Source organism: Elizabethkingia sp. YR214, assembly GCF_003058195.1.
In the GTDB taxonomy this organism is placed as follows: Bacteria; Bacteroidota; Bacteroidia; order Flavobacteriales; family Weeksellaceae; genus Elizabethkingia.
The window spans coordinates 197,443-214,190 of record NZ_QBUH01000003.1 but is presented as its reverse complement, the minus strand read 5'-3'; the positions used below and the strand labels follow the sequence as shown (position 1 = coordinate 214,190).

The 16,748-nt window shown below is 34.9% G+C and carries 17 protein-coding genes; 5 read left to right on the top strand and 12 right to left on the bottom strand.

Annotation, left to right across the window (positions count from 1 at the left end):
• Positions 1–43 precede the first annotated feature (43 nt).
• The 4 genes from C8J95_RS07110 to C8J95_RS07095 form a co-directional block, all read right to left on the bottom strand.
• Complete coding sequence (locus C8J95_RS07110) at positions 44–523, bottom strand: Fur family transcriptional regulator (RefSeq protein WP_009094261.1); 480 nt, start codon at positions 521–523, stop codon at positions 44–46.
• 23 nt (positions 524–546) lie between these two features.
• Positions 547–2,529, bottom strand: coding sequence for a KUP/HAK/KT family potassium transporter (locus C8J95_RS07105; protein ID WP_107807746.1), 1,983 nt, complete (start codon positions 2,527–2,529; stop codon positions 547–549).
• 122 nt (positions 2,530–2,651) lie between these two features.
• A complete protein-coding gene (locus tag C8J95_RS07100) occupies positions 2,652–3,635 on the bottom strand; it encodes a pyruvate dehydrogenase complex E1 component subunit beta (RefSeq protein ID WP_034869489.1) in 984 nt (327 codons plus the stop codon).
• 201 nt (positions 3,636–3,836) lie between these two features.
• Complete coding sequence (locus tag C8J95_RS07095) at positions 3,837–4,259, bottom strand: DUF2147 domain-containing protein (RefSeq protein ID WP_107807973.1); 423 nt, start codon at positions 4,257–4,259, stop codon at positions 3,837–3,839.
• A gap of 240 nt (positions 4,260–4,499) precedes the next feature.
• Between C8J95_RS07095 and C8J95_RS07090 the strand changes: the two genes are divergently transcribed.
• From C8J95_RS07090 to C8J95_RS07075, 4 genes are read left to right on the top strand one after another with little or no spacing between them, the layout of a single operon-like run.
• Positions 4,500–5,219 (top strand): phosphatidylcholine/phosphatidylserine synthase, encoded by a 720-nt coding sequence (locus tag C8J95_RS07090; RefSeq protein WP_107807745.1) that lies wholly within the window; start codon positions 4,500–4,502, stop codon positions 5,217–5,219.
• Positions 5,216–5,980 (top strand): 3'-5' exonuclease, encoded by a 765-nt coding sequence (locus C8J95_RS07085; RefSeq protein ID WP_107807744.1) that lies wholly within the window; start codon positions 5,216–5,218, stop codon positions 5,978–5,980. The genes C8J95_RS07090 and C8J95_RS07085 overlap by 4 nt, the downstream gene beginning before the upstream one ends.
• A 51-nt stretch (positions 5,981–6,031) precedes the next feature.
• Entirely contained in the window at positions 6,032–6,637 is a 606-nt protein-coding gene (locus C8J95_RS07080) for a fumarylacetoacetate hydrolase family protein (RefSeq protein ID WP_107807743.1), read from the top strand.
• A 29-nt stretch (positions 6,638–6,666) separates the two neighbouring features.
• Positions 6,667–7,110, top strand: a complete 444-nt coding sequence (locus tag C8J95_RS07075) for a universal stress protein (RefSeq protein WP_009085808.1) — start codon at positions 6,667–6,669, stop codon at positions 7,108–7,110.
• A 21-nt stretch (positions 7,111–7,131) separates the two neighbouring features.
• On the opposite strand, the gene C8J95_RS07070 is transcribed toward C8J95_RS07075, so the two are convergent.
• The 7 genes from C8J95_RS07070 to C8J95_RS07040 all read right to left on the bottom strand — a co-directional run bounded on the left by C8J95_RS07070 (position 7,132) and on the right by C8J95_RS07040 (position 15,603).
• Entirely contained in the window at positions 7,132–7,347 is a 216-nt protein-coding gene (locus C8J95_RS07070; protein ID WP_107807742.1) for a hypothetical protein, read from the bottom strand.
• Between the two features lie 13 nt (positions 7,348–7,360).
• Complete coding sequence (locus C8J95_RS07065; protein ID WP_107807741.1) at positions 7,361–7,540, bottom strand: hypothetical protein; 180 nt, start codon at positions 7,538–7,540, stop codon at positions 7,361–7,363.
• Positions 7,537–8,907 (bottom strand): S41 family peptidase, encoded by a 1,371-nt coding sequence (locus tag C8J95_RS07060; RefSeq protein ID WP_255412741.1) that lies wholly within the window; start codon positions 8,905–8,907, stop codon positions 7,537–7,539. Before C8J95_RS07060 ends, C8J95_RS07065 begins: the two co-directional genes overlap by 4 nt.
• An 84-nt stretch (positions 8,908–8,991) precedes the next feature.
• Positions 8,992–9,735 (bottom strand): hypothetical protein, encoded by a 744-nt coding sequence (locus C8J95_RS07055; RefSeq protein WP_107807740.1) that lies wholly within the window; start codon positions 9,733–9,735, stop codon positions 8,992–8,994.
• A 63-nt stretch (positions 9,736–9,798) separates the two neighbouring features.
• A complete protein-coding gene (locus tag C8J95_RS07050; RefSeq protein ID WP_255412740.1) occupies positions 9,799–11,079 on the bottom strand; it encodes a hypothetical protein in 1,281 nt (426 codons plus the stop codon).
• Between the two features lie 226 nt (positions 11,080–11,305).
• On the bottom strand, positions 11,306–14,605 hold the full coding sequence (locus C8J95_RS07045) for a TonB-dependent receptor (protein WP_107807738.1): 3,300 nt from the start codon (positions 14,603–14,605) through the stop codon (positions 11,306–11,308).
• A gap of 2 nt (positions 14,606–14,607) precedes the next feature.
• Positions 14,608–15,603 (bottom strand): FecR family protein, encoded by a 996-nt coding sequence (locus tag C8J95_RS07040; RefSeq protein ID WP_107807737.1) that lies wholly within the window; start codon positions 15,601–15,603, stop codon positions 14,608–14,610.
• Positions 15,604–15,837: 234 nt separating this feature from the next.
• Here C8J95_RS07040 and C8J95_RS07035 point away from each other — a divergent pair, with 234 nt between their 5' ends.
• Positions 15,838–16,443: an RNA polymerase sigma factor gene (locus C8J95_RS07035; protein WP_185124590.1), complete on the top strand. Its 606-nt coding sequence runs from the start codon at positions 15,838–15,840 to the stop codon at positions 16,441–16,443.
• Between the two features lie 54 nt (positions 16,444–16,497).
• Here the strand turns inward: C8J95_RS07035 and C8J95_RS07030 are convergent, their stop codons facing one another.
• A complete protein-coding gene (locus C8J95_RS07030; RefSeq protein WP_009085793.1) occupies positions 16,498–16,728 on the bottom strand; it encodes a hypothetical protein in 231 nt (76 codons plus the stop codon).
• Positions 16,729–16,748: the final 20 nt, after the last annotated feature.

The window sequence follows — 16,748 nt, the reverse complement described above, 5'->3', positions numbered from 1 at the left end:
GAGACTTCTCTCCTTGCGCTTTATTTATAATATCTTTACGAGATTAGTTATCTTTTTTATACCCGTAGAAGTAAAGAGAGTGGCTATCGATACTTACGCCAAATGCGTTTTCAATAGCTTCTTTAATCCCCTGAATTCTCGGATCACAAAATTCTATAATCTCATCAATTTCTTTATCAGATCCCGGCTTATAAACTACCAGGTGATCATGTTGCTTATCGAAATATGATTTCTCATAAGAGGAAGAGGTAAGCGTCTTTTCCCCAAACTGATGCTTACGGATTAATCCTGCATCTAAAAAGATCTCGATAGTGTTGTAAATTGTTGCTTTTGAAACCTGATATTTCTTCTGAATCATCAACAAATACAAATCGTCTACATTAAAATGGTGATCCAGATTGTAAATTTCTTCGATAATAGCGTAACGTTCTGGTGTATTACGATACCCTTTATCCTGTAAATACTGCTTCAAAACACTCTTTACAGTCTCAATATTTTTTTCCTTTTGTTTTTGGTCCATCATAGTACAAATTTACAACATAAAAATTAATCTTCATCAAAACGGTTAAAACCAACCTGTTTGATCTTGTGTACACGCACAGGATTATAAAGTAGCGGTGCGGACTCTACAACCACGTTGTGAGAAACTAAACCGAATGCCGTAAAGTCATTACTACCCATTTTACGGACAAAATTATAAACGTTCATAATAATCTTTTCACGGATCGTAAGAAGATAATCATTGATATACACATTGTCTATAATTATATATTTAAGATCCGGCGGTATATTATGCGCTCTTAGCGACGGATGGCTACTTCTGTCCGGAATAATTCCTTCATCTACCATATCCGTTAATACCTGCTGGAAATAATCATTGATAAGTCTGTCGACCTTAAACCCTAAAATAAAATGTATGCGGTAAATAGTTCCCGGAAGAATTTCATCTATTTTATACTCGTAAGTATACGGATCTTCATGGTTTACAATATTCAGAATGAAATAATGATCTGCACGCTTAGGCTGGGAACGAATCATAGAATAAATAATCTTAGATTCTATTTCCTGCGTATTTTTAGCACGGCTAAAATAAGCCAGATTTGTTGCATATTTAGGAATCGTTTCATCTAGCTTCATATCCTGGATAGTTGATATGTAATGCTCTAGTTTTACAAACTTGATAAATTTGGTTTTAATCATTCTTCCGTTGTACCATGCATACATACAAATCCCTATAAATCCGGCTAAGAATACAGTGATCCAACCTCCTTCAAAGAACTTGATAACATTGGCACTAAAGAATCCTAATTCTAAAGAAAGATATACTAATGCGAATAGCAAAACGAGCCACTTATTAATCCTTTTCTTGAAAAGATAAAATACCAAAAGAACAGTTGTCATCAACATGGTTACGGTAATGGACAGACCATAGGCTGCTTCCATTTTACCTGATTCTTTAAAGTATAGTACAACAAAAATACAGAAGACCAATAATCCCCAATTTACTTTGGGAATATACATTTGTCCTTTTACACCGGATGGATAATCAATTTCCTGTAAAGGCCAGAAGTTAAGTGACATTGCTTCTGAAAAAATAGTAAACGATCCGGTAATCAATGCCTGACTGGCGATAATAGCAGCTGCAGTTGCCATAATTACTGCTGGTAGTACAAACCATTCCGGCATCATAGCAAAGAAAGGATTTTCTCCGGCAAAAACTTGTTGATAGTTTCCTACCAGCCATGCCCCCTGTCCAAGATAGTTAAGAATAAGGCAAATTTTCACAAATACCCAGCTAATACGAATATTCTTGATACCACAATGACCAAGGTCAGAATATAAAGCTTCGGCCCCCGTTGTACACAAGAAAACCGCTCCAAGGATAACAATAATAGAAGGAGATGTTATAATAAGTCTTACTGCATAGTAAGGATTTAATGCTTTCAGAATCTGTGGGTAATCGAAAAGATGGATTATTCCTAATACTCCTAACATAAGGAACCAAATCGTCATTACCGGCCCAAAAAACTTACCTATAAAGCTTGTTCCGAACTGTTGTATGGTAAAAATTACCACCAATACAATAAGTGTAATGGTGACCACTGGTGTTTCGGGATTATATATTTCCAGACCTTCTATAGCTGCCATTACAGTAAGAGAAGGTGTAATAACTCCATCTGCAATAAGAGTTGCAGCTCCTATAATTGCAATAATATACAGCCATTTTTTCTTCAGATTTTTTACCAGTGAGAAAAGTGCCAAAATACCACCCTCTCCTTTGTTATCCGCCCGAAGGGAAATTAATACATATTTAATTGTAGTCTGAATCGTCAGTGTCCAGATGATACATGAAAGAGCCCCTTCCAAGAAGATTGGGTCTAATGTCCCAGATTCTTTTCTGGCATTCACAATAGCTTTCATTACGTACAACGGAGAGGTTCCAATATCCCCGAAAACAATTCCTAATGACACTAAAACACCTATGAAGGTTAGCTTCTTGGTATCGATATGTGCATTCAGTCCTAACATATTTTAAAATATAAAAATTAGCGCAAATGTATAAGAAATTACCCCTAAGTTGTATAAATTTATTTGACAAAATTAAAAAACCTTCCGAAAAGGAAGGTTTTAATATCTGTTAATCTACGTTATTATTGCTTAACGTACATTGCATTTTTAATCTCAGCTTTTACTTTTTCCAGTTTCGGGAACCATTCCGCAAATAATGCTGCAGAATATGGAGCCGGAGCATCCGGAGTCGTAATTCTCTTGATTGGAGCATCTAAATAATCAAACGCTTTTTGTTGTACCATATAGGTAATCTCAGAAGCTACAGAAGCGAATGGCCATGCTTCTTCTAAAACTACTAAACGGTTAGTTTTCTTTACGGAAGTTAAGATTGTATCGTAATCTAAAGGACGAACTGTTCTAAGATCGATAACCTCAACAGAGATTCCTTCTTTTTCTAAATCTTCAGCTGCCTGAATAGCTAACTTCATGATTTTACCGAAAGAAACTAAAGTTACGTCAGAACCTTCTTTCTTGATATCGGCTTTACCTAATGGGATATAGTACTCTTCCTCAGGAACTTCCATTTTATCACCATACATTTGCTCTGATTCCATAAAGATAACGGGATCGTTATCCTGGATAGCTGTCTTCAAAAGACCTTTTGCATCATATGGATTAGATGGTACTACTACTTTTAGTCCCGGACAGTTTGCATACCAGCTTTCTAATGCCTGAGAGTGAGTTGCTCCTAGCTGACCTGCAGAAGCTGTAGGCCCACGGAAAACGATTGGACAGTTCCACTGACCTCCACTCATCTGAAAAATTTTTGCTGCGTTGTTAATGATCTGGTCAATACCTACTAAAGAGAAATTGAAAGTCATAAATTCAACAATCGGACGGCATCCGTTCATTGCTGCACCTACAGAGATACCTGCAAAACCAAGCTCAGCAATCGGTGTATCGATAATTCTGTCTGGTCCGAATTCTGCTAACATACCTTTAGATGCTTTGTAAGCACCGTTGTATTCTGCAACCTCCTCACCCATTAAATATATTGACTGGTCTTTGCGCATTTCCTCGCTCATTGCCTGTGCAATTACCTCACGAAAAGTATATTCTGCCATAATTTTTAATTAATTTGAAAGTACAAAAATAACCATTTTCATTTTATTATGCATTACTTTCTTCTAATTTGGTCAGTTCTTTATAATTAGCCCTCAATTTATGGAGGATTACAATTCGTTATTTAACACATATGGTTGGGACTTTTTCAATAAAAAAAGCATCAAAGAAATTTGATGCTTTTATGAATATATTGATAAATATTAATCTACTTTATACCAAGTTTGAGATCTTCCTAATGCTGAGAATCCAATATAACCTCTCACATTAAGTTTGTCTTCACCTTCTTTTTTGATAGTACACTTATAAGTCTTACCATTTTTAGGATCAGTAATTGTTCCTTTTGTAAACTCGCTTCCGTCTTTAGACAATCCTCTGATTACCTCCATACCAAGGATAGGTTTATCTTTACGATCATCCTTACAGCCAGAGCAGTTAGGATCTGCAGGTTTTATTAATAACTGGACTACTTTACCATAATATTTACCATCCGATTTTTTAAAAATCTCGACGATAGACTTAGGCTTTCCTGTTTCATCGTCTATAGTCTTCCATTTTCCTTCAATCTGTGCATAAGATAACACACTGAAAAATACTGCAACAAGGCTAAAGATTATTTTTTTCATTTTCATATAAATTTGTTTAAAGATAATTATTTATCTGAATTAAACAATCTTTAAAGTTATTTTTTACATAGTTTCTGGTAAATACAGTTATTGTTAAACAGCTATTTATTTCTGTACTTCTTCCTTATCATCTTCTTATTAGTTTTAGCTATAGTTTTTTTACAGCAGTTTCATCGGGTGAATAGTGTTTAACCCCCAACTTATACCCGATAATTCATAATTCCTCCCTATTTTTGTTGCATGAATTTTATCCGGAATAATTTTGCAAATGCTCTGACCCTTGGAAATCTGTTTTTCGGCAGTGTTGGTGCAATCCAACTTGTACTGGGAGATTATAAAACTACAGCTTTATGTATTATATGTTCTCTTGTACTGGACTTTTTCGATGGCTTTGTAGCCAGAGCACTAAAAGCAAACAGTGACCTTGGTGTCCAGCTGGACTCTCTTGCAGATATGGTTAGCTTCGGTTTTCTGCCAGGATTGACAATGTATAAAGCTCTGGAAGGTTTCGGAGACCAGGCATTTGGAATAAGTCTTCCTTTCGATATTAAATATATTGGACTTCTGATTACTCTTTTCTCATGTCTGCGTCTGGCTATCTTTAACCTTGATGAAGATCAGAAGTATTACTTCAAAGGACTTAATACTCCTAGTAATACAATTTTGCTGTTCGGTATGTATTACGCGTTCAGAGAAAAATATTCATTCTCATTTTTATTCGAAAATGCAGGATTACTTATACTACTAAGTCTGCTATGTTCCTGGTTGCTGGTAAGCCCAATAAAAATGATTGCAATGAAATTCAAATCCATGAAACTGCAAGACAACTACCCTAAAGTAGTATTACTGATAGGATGTATTATACTTCTTTCCATATTCGGAATTACAGGTATTCCGCTTTGTATGATCTATTACATCGCTGTTTCTTTATTATTTCAAAAAAATTTAACGCAAATATGAATTTAAAATTACATAAACCTCTTTGTATTTTCGACCTGGAGACCACAGGTATTAATATATCTAAAGACCGTATTGTTGAAATATGTATCCTGAAGGTTTTCCCGGATGCTTCACGTGAATCTAAAACATGGCTGGTAAATCCGGAAATGCCTATTCCTAAAGAATCCAGTGATATTCACGGAATCACAGACGAGATGGTAGCAGACAAACCTACATTAAAAGAAATTGCTCCTAAAATCATTGATATGATTAAGGATTCCGATTTAGGAGGCTTCAATTCTAACAGATTTGATATTCCTTTATTGGCAGAAGAATTACTAAGAGTTGGTTTCGACTTCGACCTGTCAAAACATAAACCAATTGATGTACAGACTATTTTTCATAAGATGGAACCTCGAAATCTTTCTGCTGCATACCAATTCTATTGTGGAAAATCTCTTGAAAACGCTCATTCTGCAGAAGCGGATACTCTGGCGACTTTTGAAATATTAGATGCACAGGTAGGTAAATATGATGAATTAGGAGATGATGCACATACTTTAAGCGAATTTTCTTTTCATAAAAGAAGTGCTGATTTAGCAGGTTTTATTATCTACAATGATAAGGAAGAGGAGATGTTCTCTTTCGGAAAATACAAGGGCCAAAAAGTACTGGATGTATTTGATAAAGATCCTGGCTATTTCGGATGGATACAAAATGCAGACTTCCCGTTGTACACCAAAAAGATATTAACAGCTATAAAACTGAAAAGTAAATTCTAATCACTAATTGCTAAAATGAGTATATAACCTCTATAGTTAATCTTAAACAATATGAAGATAATTTGTGTCGGCAGAAATTATACAGAACATGCCAAAGAACTAAAAAACGAAATTCCCACAGAGCCTGTTTTATTTATAAAACCCGACACTTCGGTTCTAAAAGGTTCTGATTTCTATATTCCCGAGTTTTCTAACGATATCCATTATGAACTGGAACTGGTAATTAAAATATCCAAAGGAGGAAAATATATTCAGGAAGAAAATGCGGCAAAGCACTATGAGCAAATTGGTCTGGGAATAGACTTTACAGCCAGAGATCTGCAGAGCAAACTGAAAGAAAAAGGATTACCGTGGGAAAAAGCCAAAGGTTTTGATGGTTCGGCTGTTGTAAGTGATTTTTTTCCGGTTGAAAATTTCAATACAGAAGAAATCCACTTTGAGCTGAAAAAAAACAATCAGACCGTTCAGGAAGGCAATTCCAAAGACATGATTTTCAATATCAATAAACTTATAGCCAATATCTCACAATATTTTACGCTTCGTGTTGGTGACCTTATCTTTACAGGTACACCTGCGGGCGTTGGCAAAGTTGAAGAAAATGATATATTAGATGCCTATATGGAAAATGAGAAGCTTTTTAGTGTAAAAGTCCATTAATTTTCTTAATTTAGTAAGAAAGAAAGCTTATGAAAACAATTGTTCTGCCTATAGATTTTTCAGAAAGATCTGAATACCTGATTGACGAGGCTGTAAAATTTGCAAAGGAGGTAAATGCTAAAATAAGCCTTATCCATGTTGCTCCGTTAGATATTGGATTTGCTATTGGGGATATGGGGTTCCAATATTTTCCCGAGATAGAAAAGTCCGAAATAAAAGAAGAGCTCTTACAGCTAAACCGTCTGGAGCAAAGAATTATTGCACAGGATATAGACTGTGATCATCTTCTAAAACAAGGCGAAGCATCCTCTATTATTCTGGAATTTGCTGAAGAAAAAAATGCCGACTACATTGTAATCGGTTCTCACGGACGAAGCGGTATGTACGACGTATTTATTGGTAGCCTAACGAAGTCTATTACTAAGAAATCCAGCATTCCGGTATTGGTTGTCCCGATACATGATGCTAAATAAAACAAAATATGAAGAGTAAGGTTATACCTTACTCTTTTGTTTTGTAGTACCTGCTTCTACCTCCCGCTGATAAGCAAAAATAAGATTCTTTAGCTCACTGCAGGTATTCAGGTAATCCAAAAATATTGCATTGAGTTCCTCCACTTTCCCCTGAGTAAGTTCAGGATTAATCTCATCATATTTTTTCCGGAGTTTTCTGAGATTCCGGGCATGATCTTCTTTGGATATAAGTCTCATAACTATAATTATTTTAGCGTTCAGACAATTTCATCATACACTCTTTATACAATGCATTGGAGTTAATTAAGCGTGCAATTGCTTTTTCGTAGCGTATGTACAAAAACTGCAGCTTCTCTTCTACTTCACTGTCTTGTAACTTTCGTATACGTTCGATATTCTTAAAATGTTCAAAAGCTGTTATTCCTTTCATAATGGTATTTTTATAAAATTTTCAGGTTTTTCACTTTCCGCCAGAATGCGGAAAACCATATTTTTTGTGTTGTGGCTTTTTGTTTTTAAGTTACTACTTGCCCGCCCTGTAATCACTAATAATGCAGAGGCCAGTAGTGTTTCGTCTTTACTGCCCAATGGTTGTAACGGGAGTTGTGCATATTCGTCTGCAATAAGAGCAGGTTCGATCCCTGAGGTATAATTTCCGGAATCCAGAATATTAAATATTTTGTACACCATAGGATAAATGACCCAATTATTTTCCGGTGTTTCAGTATCAGATAATGTAAATGCCGCCATATCCTTACCCAGCGTTTTATCGCCAATTTGGGTAATTTTAATATAGGGTTTAAGATTATTAATAACCACCTCAGCAGCTGAAGCGGTATTAGCAGAGGTAATAATATAGACTTCAGACAAAGATAATGCAGAAGCTTTCAGAGCATCAAAGCTTATATTCTGATTACCGTTTGCAAATGCCTGATCAATTGAGTGACTTACAGTTCCGCCGTTTTTATTTCCTTTATAAACGATAAAAGGTGTTCCAGATTTTAACTTATCAGTTATAAGCGCGCAAAGTGCTGCAGCCGAGGAGACAGAGCCTCCACCGTTATAGCGAAGATCTAATATCAAGTGACGGATATTTTGCCCCTTAAATTCCTGGAACGGCTTTACTAATGAGCTTGCTAATCCATCCTGAAAATCGGCAAGATAAAGATAACCCGCCTTATCATTATTTACCTCTAGTATTTTAGATAATAAAGGCTGATTAAAGCTAAACATCGCCTGAACTTCTACCGAACGCTTAAAGACCAACTGGTTGCCTTTTAACTCAGCTATCTTCAATGATAAAGTCCGGAATCCGGAGACTGTTGCCATTATCTTATTAATATTTTCCGGACTAACGTTAAACTCATTAATTCCGGTAATAATATCTCCGCGTTGTAAGCCTGCACGTTTTGCCGGAGAATCCTCTAATACCATTTTTACAAGCGCAAACGTAAGCTGATTCTGTTGCTGTATTACAGAAAAATCAAAACCAAATAACGAACGTACAGATTGCGGAATAGTCCCAGGGTCATCTTTTTTTATAGCTACAGAAAACTGATCCTCTTTTATCAGCAAACTTTTGAAGTAATCCTTAGGATTCTGATCAATATTTGTTTGCGGAGGTATTTGATCTGCCCACAGGTAATAGCGCTGCATAGTCTTCAACATCCACTGATTGACCTGCTGGCTGCTTCCTGCCGGATATGTACTAAGTATATCCTCATCTGCCCGACAAGAATACAATATTGTGAATAAAATAGTATAACACAACAAAGACCATCGCATTAACTTTTTCATTTTCTAATTATTAATTTGTGAGTAAAAATCCTTCAAATATCAAAAGTTGGCATTACCTATATTTTAATTTAGTGTTAAATCTGTTTAATTTAAATATTGTGTAAGCTCAGTACCTTGTATCCCTGTTATTTCACTATCTCCGGTTTCCTGAATTAACATCATTAAACCTTTATCTCTGACAGAATTCTGATTAATTCTTGTGTTTATAGTAGATACATAAGAAATTTTTGTTCCGGGTTTTACAAGCGCTATTGTAAAAGCCGTATTTTGTGTTGGTACAGCTAAATCCAGATATACCTGACCGTCATTATTGAATTTTGTTCTTGTAATATCTGTAGTCCTCCCCAACCTGGTTGCAAAAACATAAATTTCAATTTCTGAAAGTGGTGTTTTGGTTATTTTTCTTTCAGAAAAATCGAGTAAGATCCCAACATTACCCGTGGTAGGTTTGGGAACATCAGGTATTTTATCTATAAGAGTTGTACCATCGTAAAAAAACTTGAAATTATTATTAAAGGTATTCCCTTCATAATTCTTGGTTACCAGTACCTTTCCTTTTCCATCTATAAGACTAAAAACAGACGGAGCAAATGCATCAACACTTTTATCTACGGCATTTTTAAAATATTTTTTATTTCCATCGTCTGTAGTAACAATGGTATTCCCCATTTTTATTTGTAACGAATCTTTTGCAATATATCCTTTGATGTTTACCTTCATTACTTTTTTATCCTGGTAATATTCCCTTTGATCATCTGAACAGGAAGTAAATACAATAAAAAAGAAAAGGATATAAAAAAAAGAATATAGATTTTGCTTTGTTTTCATAAAATTGATGTTAGAAAAGAGTGGTGGAAACCACCACTCTGAAAATTTAAAACTATTTGCTTATTAAAAAGCGTATTGCACCCATCCCTGAGTCCAATCACCATTAACGAAAGCCCCTTTATTCGAACCACTAAAATCAAGAATATCAAAGAATGGACTTGACGCTCCAAAAGTATTAGCTGATCCGTTGAAAATCGAATTGGTGTTATTAACTGATCCTGTAGGTGTAACAGCAGCTGTAAATCCGCTAAATCCAGAATTATTAACTGAAGACCATGTAGCATTAGTATCTCCGTCGAATACTACACCATGGGTAAATCCAGTAACAACTACATTTTTCAATGTAATCTCACCACCTCTTCTGATTCTTGCACCATATTTGTAAAGTGCAGCATCCGTTGAATTATTAACACCATAAACACTTACATTATTTAATGTCGGATGTGTTTTAGGCAATAATCCAAAGCTTGCATCTTCAGAAGCAGCATTGTTATCTAGCTCTATTCCATTAGAGTCTGGTTTTCCACTACTTTGACTGTGAGTAGAGTTTTTATCTGCAATTACAACAGCATTTGTAATTGTTCCTGTATAACCATTATCAAAATCTAATCCGTCATCATCTGCAGCAAATGAAACTAAATTAGAAGCATTAACTGTTCCTCCGAAGAATTCGAAAGAGTCATCTCTACCGTAAGAAACTTGGATATGGTCTAAAATAGTACCATTACCTACACCACCACAAGTAAGACCATTAATTTCGTTATCCTGAGAAAGGTTATAACCTGCATATTCTATTCTTACATATTTTAAAATACCTGAATTATCAGCAGCATTTGTACCTAAATTACCTCCGAATTTATACTTATCATCAGTACTAGGAAGTCCTTCAATAGTCTTTTTGACATTGGCAGGCGCATTTCCTAATAAGATAATACCTCCAAAATCTCCAGGAGCAGCTGTTGTAGAAGCATTATTGTCTAATAATTTATAACTCGTGAAAATAATTGGTTTTTGTTCAGTTCCTGTTGCATTAATCTTAGCACCTCTTAGTACAATCAAAGAAGAAACAGTTCCTTGTTTTCCCTTGATAAACGTACCTGGTTGAATAGTTAAAGTAACCCCCGGAGCAACATCTACCTGTCCGTTAAGTTCCCAAACTTTGTCACTTGTCCATGTAGTGTTAGAAGTAATGGTACCACTTACTATTTGTACCGCAGCAGGAAAACCTGTGTAGTCAGCAGTTGTGGACTGCATTTTAAAATTGTCTTGTTCTGCTATTCCCTCACGGCTACAAGAGTTTAACATTAATGCTGCAACTGAGGCAGTTAAAAAAAGCTTTTTCATATTAATTGATTTTTTTATTTTTGCCATCTTTAGAAGAATTTCAATTTGGTGGGGAGCAATTGGTTACAGCATGGCAAATATTCTGTTCCCTCTTCGCTCTCTGCCTTTTTTACTTTCTACAGAACGAAAGCCTTCTTTGCCCCTGCAATATGTGATGAGTTTCTATACTATAATGTGATTGGTTCTTACTTGAAAACTCCATACTATGCAGTGGTGAAAGAATATTTTAAAAGTTGTAGGTAAAACTTAGTGTGAAACGACGACCAACATTAAAGCGGTACAATACATTATCTTTCTCATCATACGCATCAGACCAGCCCTCTTTATGTGTTGCATATTTCTTATAAAATACAGGATTTTGAAATCTCACATCACTTCTTCCTTTATCTGAATTAGGAGGATTGAACTGATAACTATTTTCATTATTATAATAAATATAGTCTTCATTGAAGATATTGCTGATATTCAGTTTAATCTCCAGTTGCTTATTTTTCATTAACTTATAGGAAATCTGAGCATCGGCTTTACCATAAGGAGCAAGATATTCTTTACCAGCTTCATCAAAAGACACGACATTCAGCATTTTACCAGCTTTGTTATACAAAATATTTATACCAAGGCGATCACCAAAATAGCCCAATCCCAGATTGAATATATATGGAGACTGTCCATACAACGGGCGATTATCTGTATATGCAATTTGTTTATTGATGCTTTCTCCTTTTTCATCTTTAAAAGAAACACCATCTTCATCAACACTTGAAAGTTCTTCAACTTGTACTTTAGTATCATTTACCGATAGGTTTCCTATAAACTTTAAATTTTTAAGGTTTTCAGAAATAAAACCAAAATCTTTCTGTATATCGATTTCAATTCCCTTTACCTTGGCATTTTTAGTATTTAACCTTGTAAAAACATTTGCTGCATCGGGGGTAATACGTCTGTAAAGTTCTACAGGATCATCTATATTTTTATAATACAGACCTACAGAAACTAACTCTCCTGGTGATGGATACCATTCTGCTTTAAAATCATAATTATTAGCAACAGAAGAAATTATAGGCATGTTGAAGATTTCACCACCCATAATTGGTTCATAATAGGGGTACTTGTTTCTTTCGGAGAATTGAGGACGGATTACACTTTTTGAATAAGCAAGCCTGAAATTAAAATTATTCCATGGAGTATAAGTAAAGTTGATTGAAGGTAAGAATTGCCATTTTTTATCATCCGTCTTACCTTCATAAGGCCATCTTGTTTTATATGTTGTATTTTCAATATCCTTATATAGATAGTACTCTGCTTTGAGCCCCCATACAAGACGAAATTTATTCCATCTGTTATCTAACATTATATAAGGTGCATGCTGATCTACTTTTCCGTCAAACTTATTTCCTGCTTCCCAGGTTGGCACCCAGGCGAAACCGTTTGGATTGTAATTTTTCTGATCCAGTTTAACTGAAATTGGAGCCATTAGTAATTCCTGTGGAGTTAGATATCCCCCGCTGCCCGTAGCAGATCTCATGGCATTTAAAGATACCTCAAAAAAGTCCTGGGTAGCCTCTTTTGCAGCCCCAAAGTAACCTACTTTTAGATTATTTTTAAGACTCCCAAGTATAAAAGGGTATGAAAAAGAAGTTTCCCAGTTATAATCTTTTTCGTTATATAAATAGCTTCCTCGTCCAAAAGGTATTCTCTTAAATGTATTTCCTAATACATCCGGCATAGTGTAATAAAAATATTCATCCCCGATTTTCTTATTTACAAAGTTGAGATAGGTTACATCTTTTTGATCTCTATTGATTTCTGTTCTCGAAATAGCCCAATCCCACTTAACTTTCCCTAATTGGTGTGTTCCTTCTAGTTTATTTTGTAAAAGAGCTGAAAAAACAGGCCTATTAGTCTCTTCAATACCAGGAGCTGTTCCTTCTGATGTATCATCATAACTCCATCCGAGAATTCTGTTTAATCTTTGATCAAAAACTCTGGAGTAAATATTACGCAATGTAAACCTGTTCTTTCCTAGCTGTGCACCAACATTAAATAAGGCACTCCATGTAGTATTAAATTCATAGTTTCCACCAGTATTTCTGGTACTCCTTTCTATTAAATCACCACTCTTATTAGTAAAATACCGTCTGTAATTTCCCCGTTCAAAATTTTTAATCTCTTCTTGCTCTTGCCTGTTTCGGTAAGATAATGCAGCAACAAATCCCAGTTTGCTACTATTATTATGATTTAAATTAAAATAAGTACCTCCTGAGGCTTGATACTGGATTCCTAATGGAGTATTTGACCTGTAAGTTGTGAAATTATCATATTTAAATAGTTTTGATTGCTCTAATAATTCAGGATTAGTTTGAGCATCATCTCCATTTTCCTTAGATAATTGAAGTAGTGTTTTAACCTTTCCTATCGGAAGATTTCTGGAGCCATCATCAAAAGCTAGATAGTCATACTTTCTCACTTTTCTACCCAACTGCTCCTTAAATGTACTAATGTCATTATAAGATGAGCCCATTGAGAAATTAAAAAATGGTTCTGTGGGAATATCTTTTGTTACTATTTGTACAAAACCACCAGCGAAATTTGCATTCATGTCTGGCGTTGCAGTCTTGCTTACTATGATGTTATCTATTACCGATGTAGGGATAAGATCGAAAGAAAACATTTTTCGGGTAGGATCCGTACTTGGTTGTGTTACTCCGTCTAGTGCTGTTTCGTTCCAACGTTCTCCCATTCCTCTTACCACAACAAATTTGTTATCTACCGTGGAAAGCCCTGTAATTCTTTTTATAGCATCTCCTGCATCATTATCAGGTGTTTTGGATATTTGCTCCGCTGAAATTCCATCCGAAAGTTCTGCTGCCTTTTTCTGTTTAGCCAACAGCCCGCTTACAGTATTCTGCTTTTTAGCTGCTGAGATTGTTACTTCTTTTATAATACGTTCATCCTTCCCTACTGGGCTAAGACTAAGAGAAACCTGATTAGTCTCACTATTTTTCACAATAACATCATCCAATATTGTAGTACTATAACCTTTTGCCTTTATTGTAAGTGTATATTGACCTTCCGGTAATTCTATAGAAAAATCCCCGTTATTACCTGTTACAATTGTTATCCCTTCCGGATTAACGCTTATTACAGCTCCTGCAAGCGGAGCGCCTACTTCATCTAATATTTTACCAGAAACCCTTCCCTTTCCAAGAGATTGATTTCTTTGTACAATCATAAAGGAACCTTCCCCTAATGGACGGTAAGTAAATGCTGTACCGGACAAAGATTTACGGATAAGTTGTTCAGCAGATTTGGAATCCCCCTCCACAGACGGGGCATTGGTATTTTGTAGCATCGTATTATCAAACGCGATATTTCGGCCTGTTTGCAAGCTAATTTTTTGCAACCTTGTCGTCAGATTTTCTGATGCAAAACTAACGCTTTGCGCTGGCAGAAGACCAACTAAGCTAATGCCAGCTAGTAGCAGTATGCTTTTCAGGTTAACAATACTCTGGTAGTTCTTTTTCATTTTTACTTAACAGATTTATTTTTTTTATTTTCAGATTCATCAGTTTCTGTTTTATGAGAGAAAATAATTTGTTTCTCCTGCTTTTGATACTGCAGCTGGTAAATACCGCAAATAGCATCTAATATATTTTGCAGGTTTTCATCATTCCTGAAGCTTGCATTAAGGCGGATATTATCCATATTAAATGTTGAGATAAGTGTAACTCCATATTTCATTTTTACACGCATGGCAATTTCCTGGAATCCGGCATTAGAAAATACAAGATCACCTGTACGCCACGATGCTGTACGATCCGCATCGGCTTCATTTACACGTGAAGTTTTATTTCGCTGATCATAGATTAGTCTATCATTTTTTTCGAAAACACCATACACATGTTTCGCATCAGAAATCCGTACTCTCCCAGTCCTCACCGTGACAATACTCTCTCCAAGTGCCTTATAAGATTTGATATTAAATGAAGTTCCTAAAACGGTTGTTTTAAGATTTTGATAATGGACAATAAATGGCTTTTGGGGATTTTTAGTAACAGAAAAGAAAGCTTCCCCTTCTTCTAACCATACTTCACGAAGTTTATCATTGAATTTTGCTTTATCATAGGTTACTCTTGTAGCATTATTGATAAATACTTCACTACCATCTGGAAGTACTATTTTTTTAATTTCATTTTTAGCTGTAGAAAATATTGCTCTTTCGCTTTCTGAAGTTTTATTTAGCTGGAAGAAAAGAAAACCTAAAGCAAAAATGAAAATAACAGATGCTGCCACAGCATAAGATCTGATAGTAATTTGTCTTGGTCTGCTAGCCCTTACATTAATTTGTATTTTTTGTGAAAGCTGCTTCCATATCAAATCCTTTTCCCTACTCTCATCAGCTATAATTTCTGATTCTTTATCCAGTAAATTCTGTATTAATTCCTTCTCCTTAGGCAACAACTTATCTTCCCTTTCAAGAAGACGAAAGAAAAAAGCTGTTATCTTTTCTGTTGTAAATTTCATAAATAAGTTTTCGATAGTATATCGTATCAAAAACTAATTTGTCCTTTAGCTTTTTTAGTTCTTTTTCAACATCATTTCTTTTTTCTGAACAATTATTAACATTATATAACATTGATTAATAACTATTTATAATAAATCAAAGTTCAAATGAATTTTCACTATATCAATTAAATTAATAATGTATTAATAGATTGTTCACGAAAACTTAATCCATTTACCCATAAATTTGAAGCAGTGAAAACAGAGACTGACATAGCTCTTTTGGAAAGAGTAAAACACAGAGACCAACAGGCCTTTCGTACGTTGTATAACAGATATTTTACACTGTTATTCAGGAGAGTTTATGCCAAAATTAAAAATGAAGAAATCGCACGGGACATTCTTCAGGAAACCTGGATGAAAGTATGGGAAGAACCGGATTTTATCCTGAAAAAGGAGATACAACTAAATGCTTTTTTGCTAAAACATTGTGATTACCGTATACTGGATTATTTTCGGAACCTTAAATATAAAGCCGAATTTTCTGAGGAAAATTATCCGGAGATATCTGATGATGAATATCTGGAAATACTGGATACCTTTGATACAAAAGAGTTGCTACAAAAAATACAGGCAATTATAGACCAGCTTACCACAACCGAAAAACAGGTTTTCGAACTCAGAATGATGAAAAGGAAATCTGTTGAAGAAACAGCAAGAATACTAAACATAAGTGAAAAAACGGTCAGAAACTATCTTTCGTCTACTCTGGGAGAGGTAAGAAAGCAACTAAAAACACACTATAAGGCTTCACGCTACGTTGCAGCAATATTCTATATAGAGTTATTTCTAAATAAATAAAAACCGACTGAAATATCAGTCGGTTTTTATTATATTATTTTTTAAGTAAGGTTTCTAACCTTGCTTATACAAATCTTCTCTGTAATAAGGATTGTTGTCTTCTGTATCAGAGTGGTACTCCTTATCTTTATTATTTCCTAATGGAGCTACCAATATCCAGCACCAGTATACGAAATATCCACATGCTACTATGAATAGAATCCAGTTAAGAACATTTCCGAAGGTATCGTAAAACCCGAATGACCATTTGAAAACTTTGCTCAAGAATAACCAAAAAGACGTCATTATTTCCTTATTTTAATATT

Coding starts and splice junctions, on each gene's coding strand:
- C8J95_RS07095 (WP_107807973.1), bottom strand. CDS start 4,259: ATGAAAAAAATAATCTTTAGCCTTGTTGCAGTATTTTTCAGTGTGTTA.
- C8J95_RS07070 (WP_107807742.1), bottom strand. CDS start 7,347: ATGAGACTTATATCCAAAGAAGATCATGCCCGGAATCTCAGAAAACTC.
- C8J95_RS07045 (WP_107807738.1), bottom strand. CDS start 14,605: ATGAAAAAGAACTACCAGAGTATTGTTAACCTGAAAAGCATACTGCTA.
- C8J95_RS07100 (WP_034869489.1), bottom strand. CDS start 3,635: ATGGCAGAATATACTTTTCGTGAGGTAATTGCACAGGCAATGAGCGAG.
- C8J95_RS07040 (WP_107807737.1), bottom strand. CDS start 15,603: ATGAAATTTACAACAGAAAAGATAACAGCTTTTTTCTTTCGTCTTCTT.
- C8J95_RS07110 (WP_009094261.1), bottom strand. CDS start 523: ATGATGGACCAAAAACAAAAGGAAAAAAATATTGAGACTGTAAAGAGT.
- C8J95_RS07075 (WP_009085808.1), top strand. CDS start 6,667: ATGAAAACAATTGTTCTGCCTATAGATTTTTCAGAAAGATCTGAATAC.
- C8J95_RS07060 (WP_255412741.1), bottom strand. CDS start 8,907: ATGAAAAAGTTAATGCGATGGTCTTTGTTGTGTTATACTATTTTATTC.
- C8J95_RS07080 (WP_107807743.1), top strand. CDS start 6,032: ATGAAGATAATTTGTGTCGGCAGAAATTATACAGAACATGCCAAAGAA.
- C8J95_RS07085 (WP_107807744.1), top strand. CDS start 5,216: ATGAATTTAAAATTACATAAACCTCTTTGTATTTTCGACCTGGAGACC.
- C8J95_RS07050 (WP_255412740.1), bottom strand. CDS start 11,079: ATGAAAAAGCTTTTTTTAACTGCCTCAGTTGCAGCATTAATGTTAAAC.
- C8J95_RS07105 (WP_107807746.1), bottom strand. CDS start 2,529: ATGTTAGGACTGAATGCACATATCGATACCAAGAAGCTAACCTTCATA.
- C8J95_RS07065 (WP_107807741.1), bottom strand. CDS start 7,540: ATGAAAGGAATAACAGCTTTTGAACATTTTAAGAATATCGAACGTATA.
- C8J95_RS07055 (WP_107807740.1), bottom strand. CDS start 9,735: ATGAAAACAAAGCAAAATCTATATTCTTTTTTTTATATCCTTTTCTTT.
- C8J95_RS07090 (WP_107807745.1), top strand. CDS start 4,500: ATGAATTTTATCCGGAATAATTTTGCAAATGCTCTGACCCTTGGAAAT.
- C8J95_RS07030 (WP_009085793.1), bottom strand. CDS start 16,728: ATGACGTCTTTTTGGTTATTCTTGAGCAAAGTTTTCAAATGGTCATTC.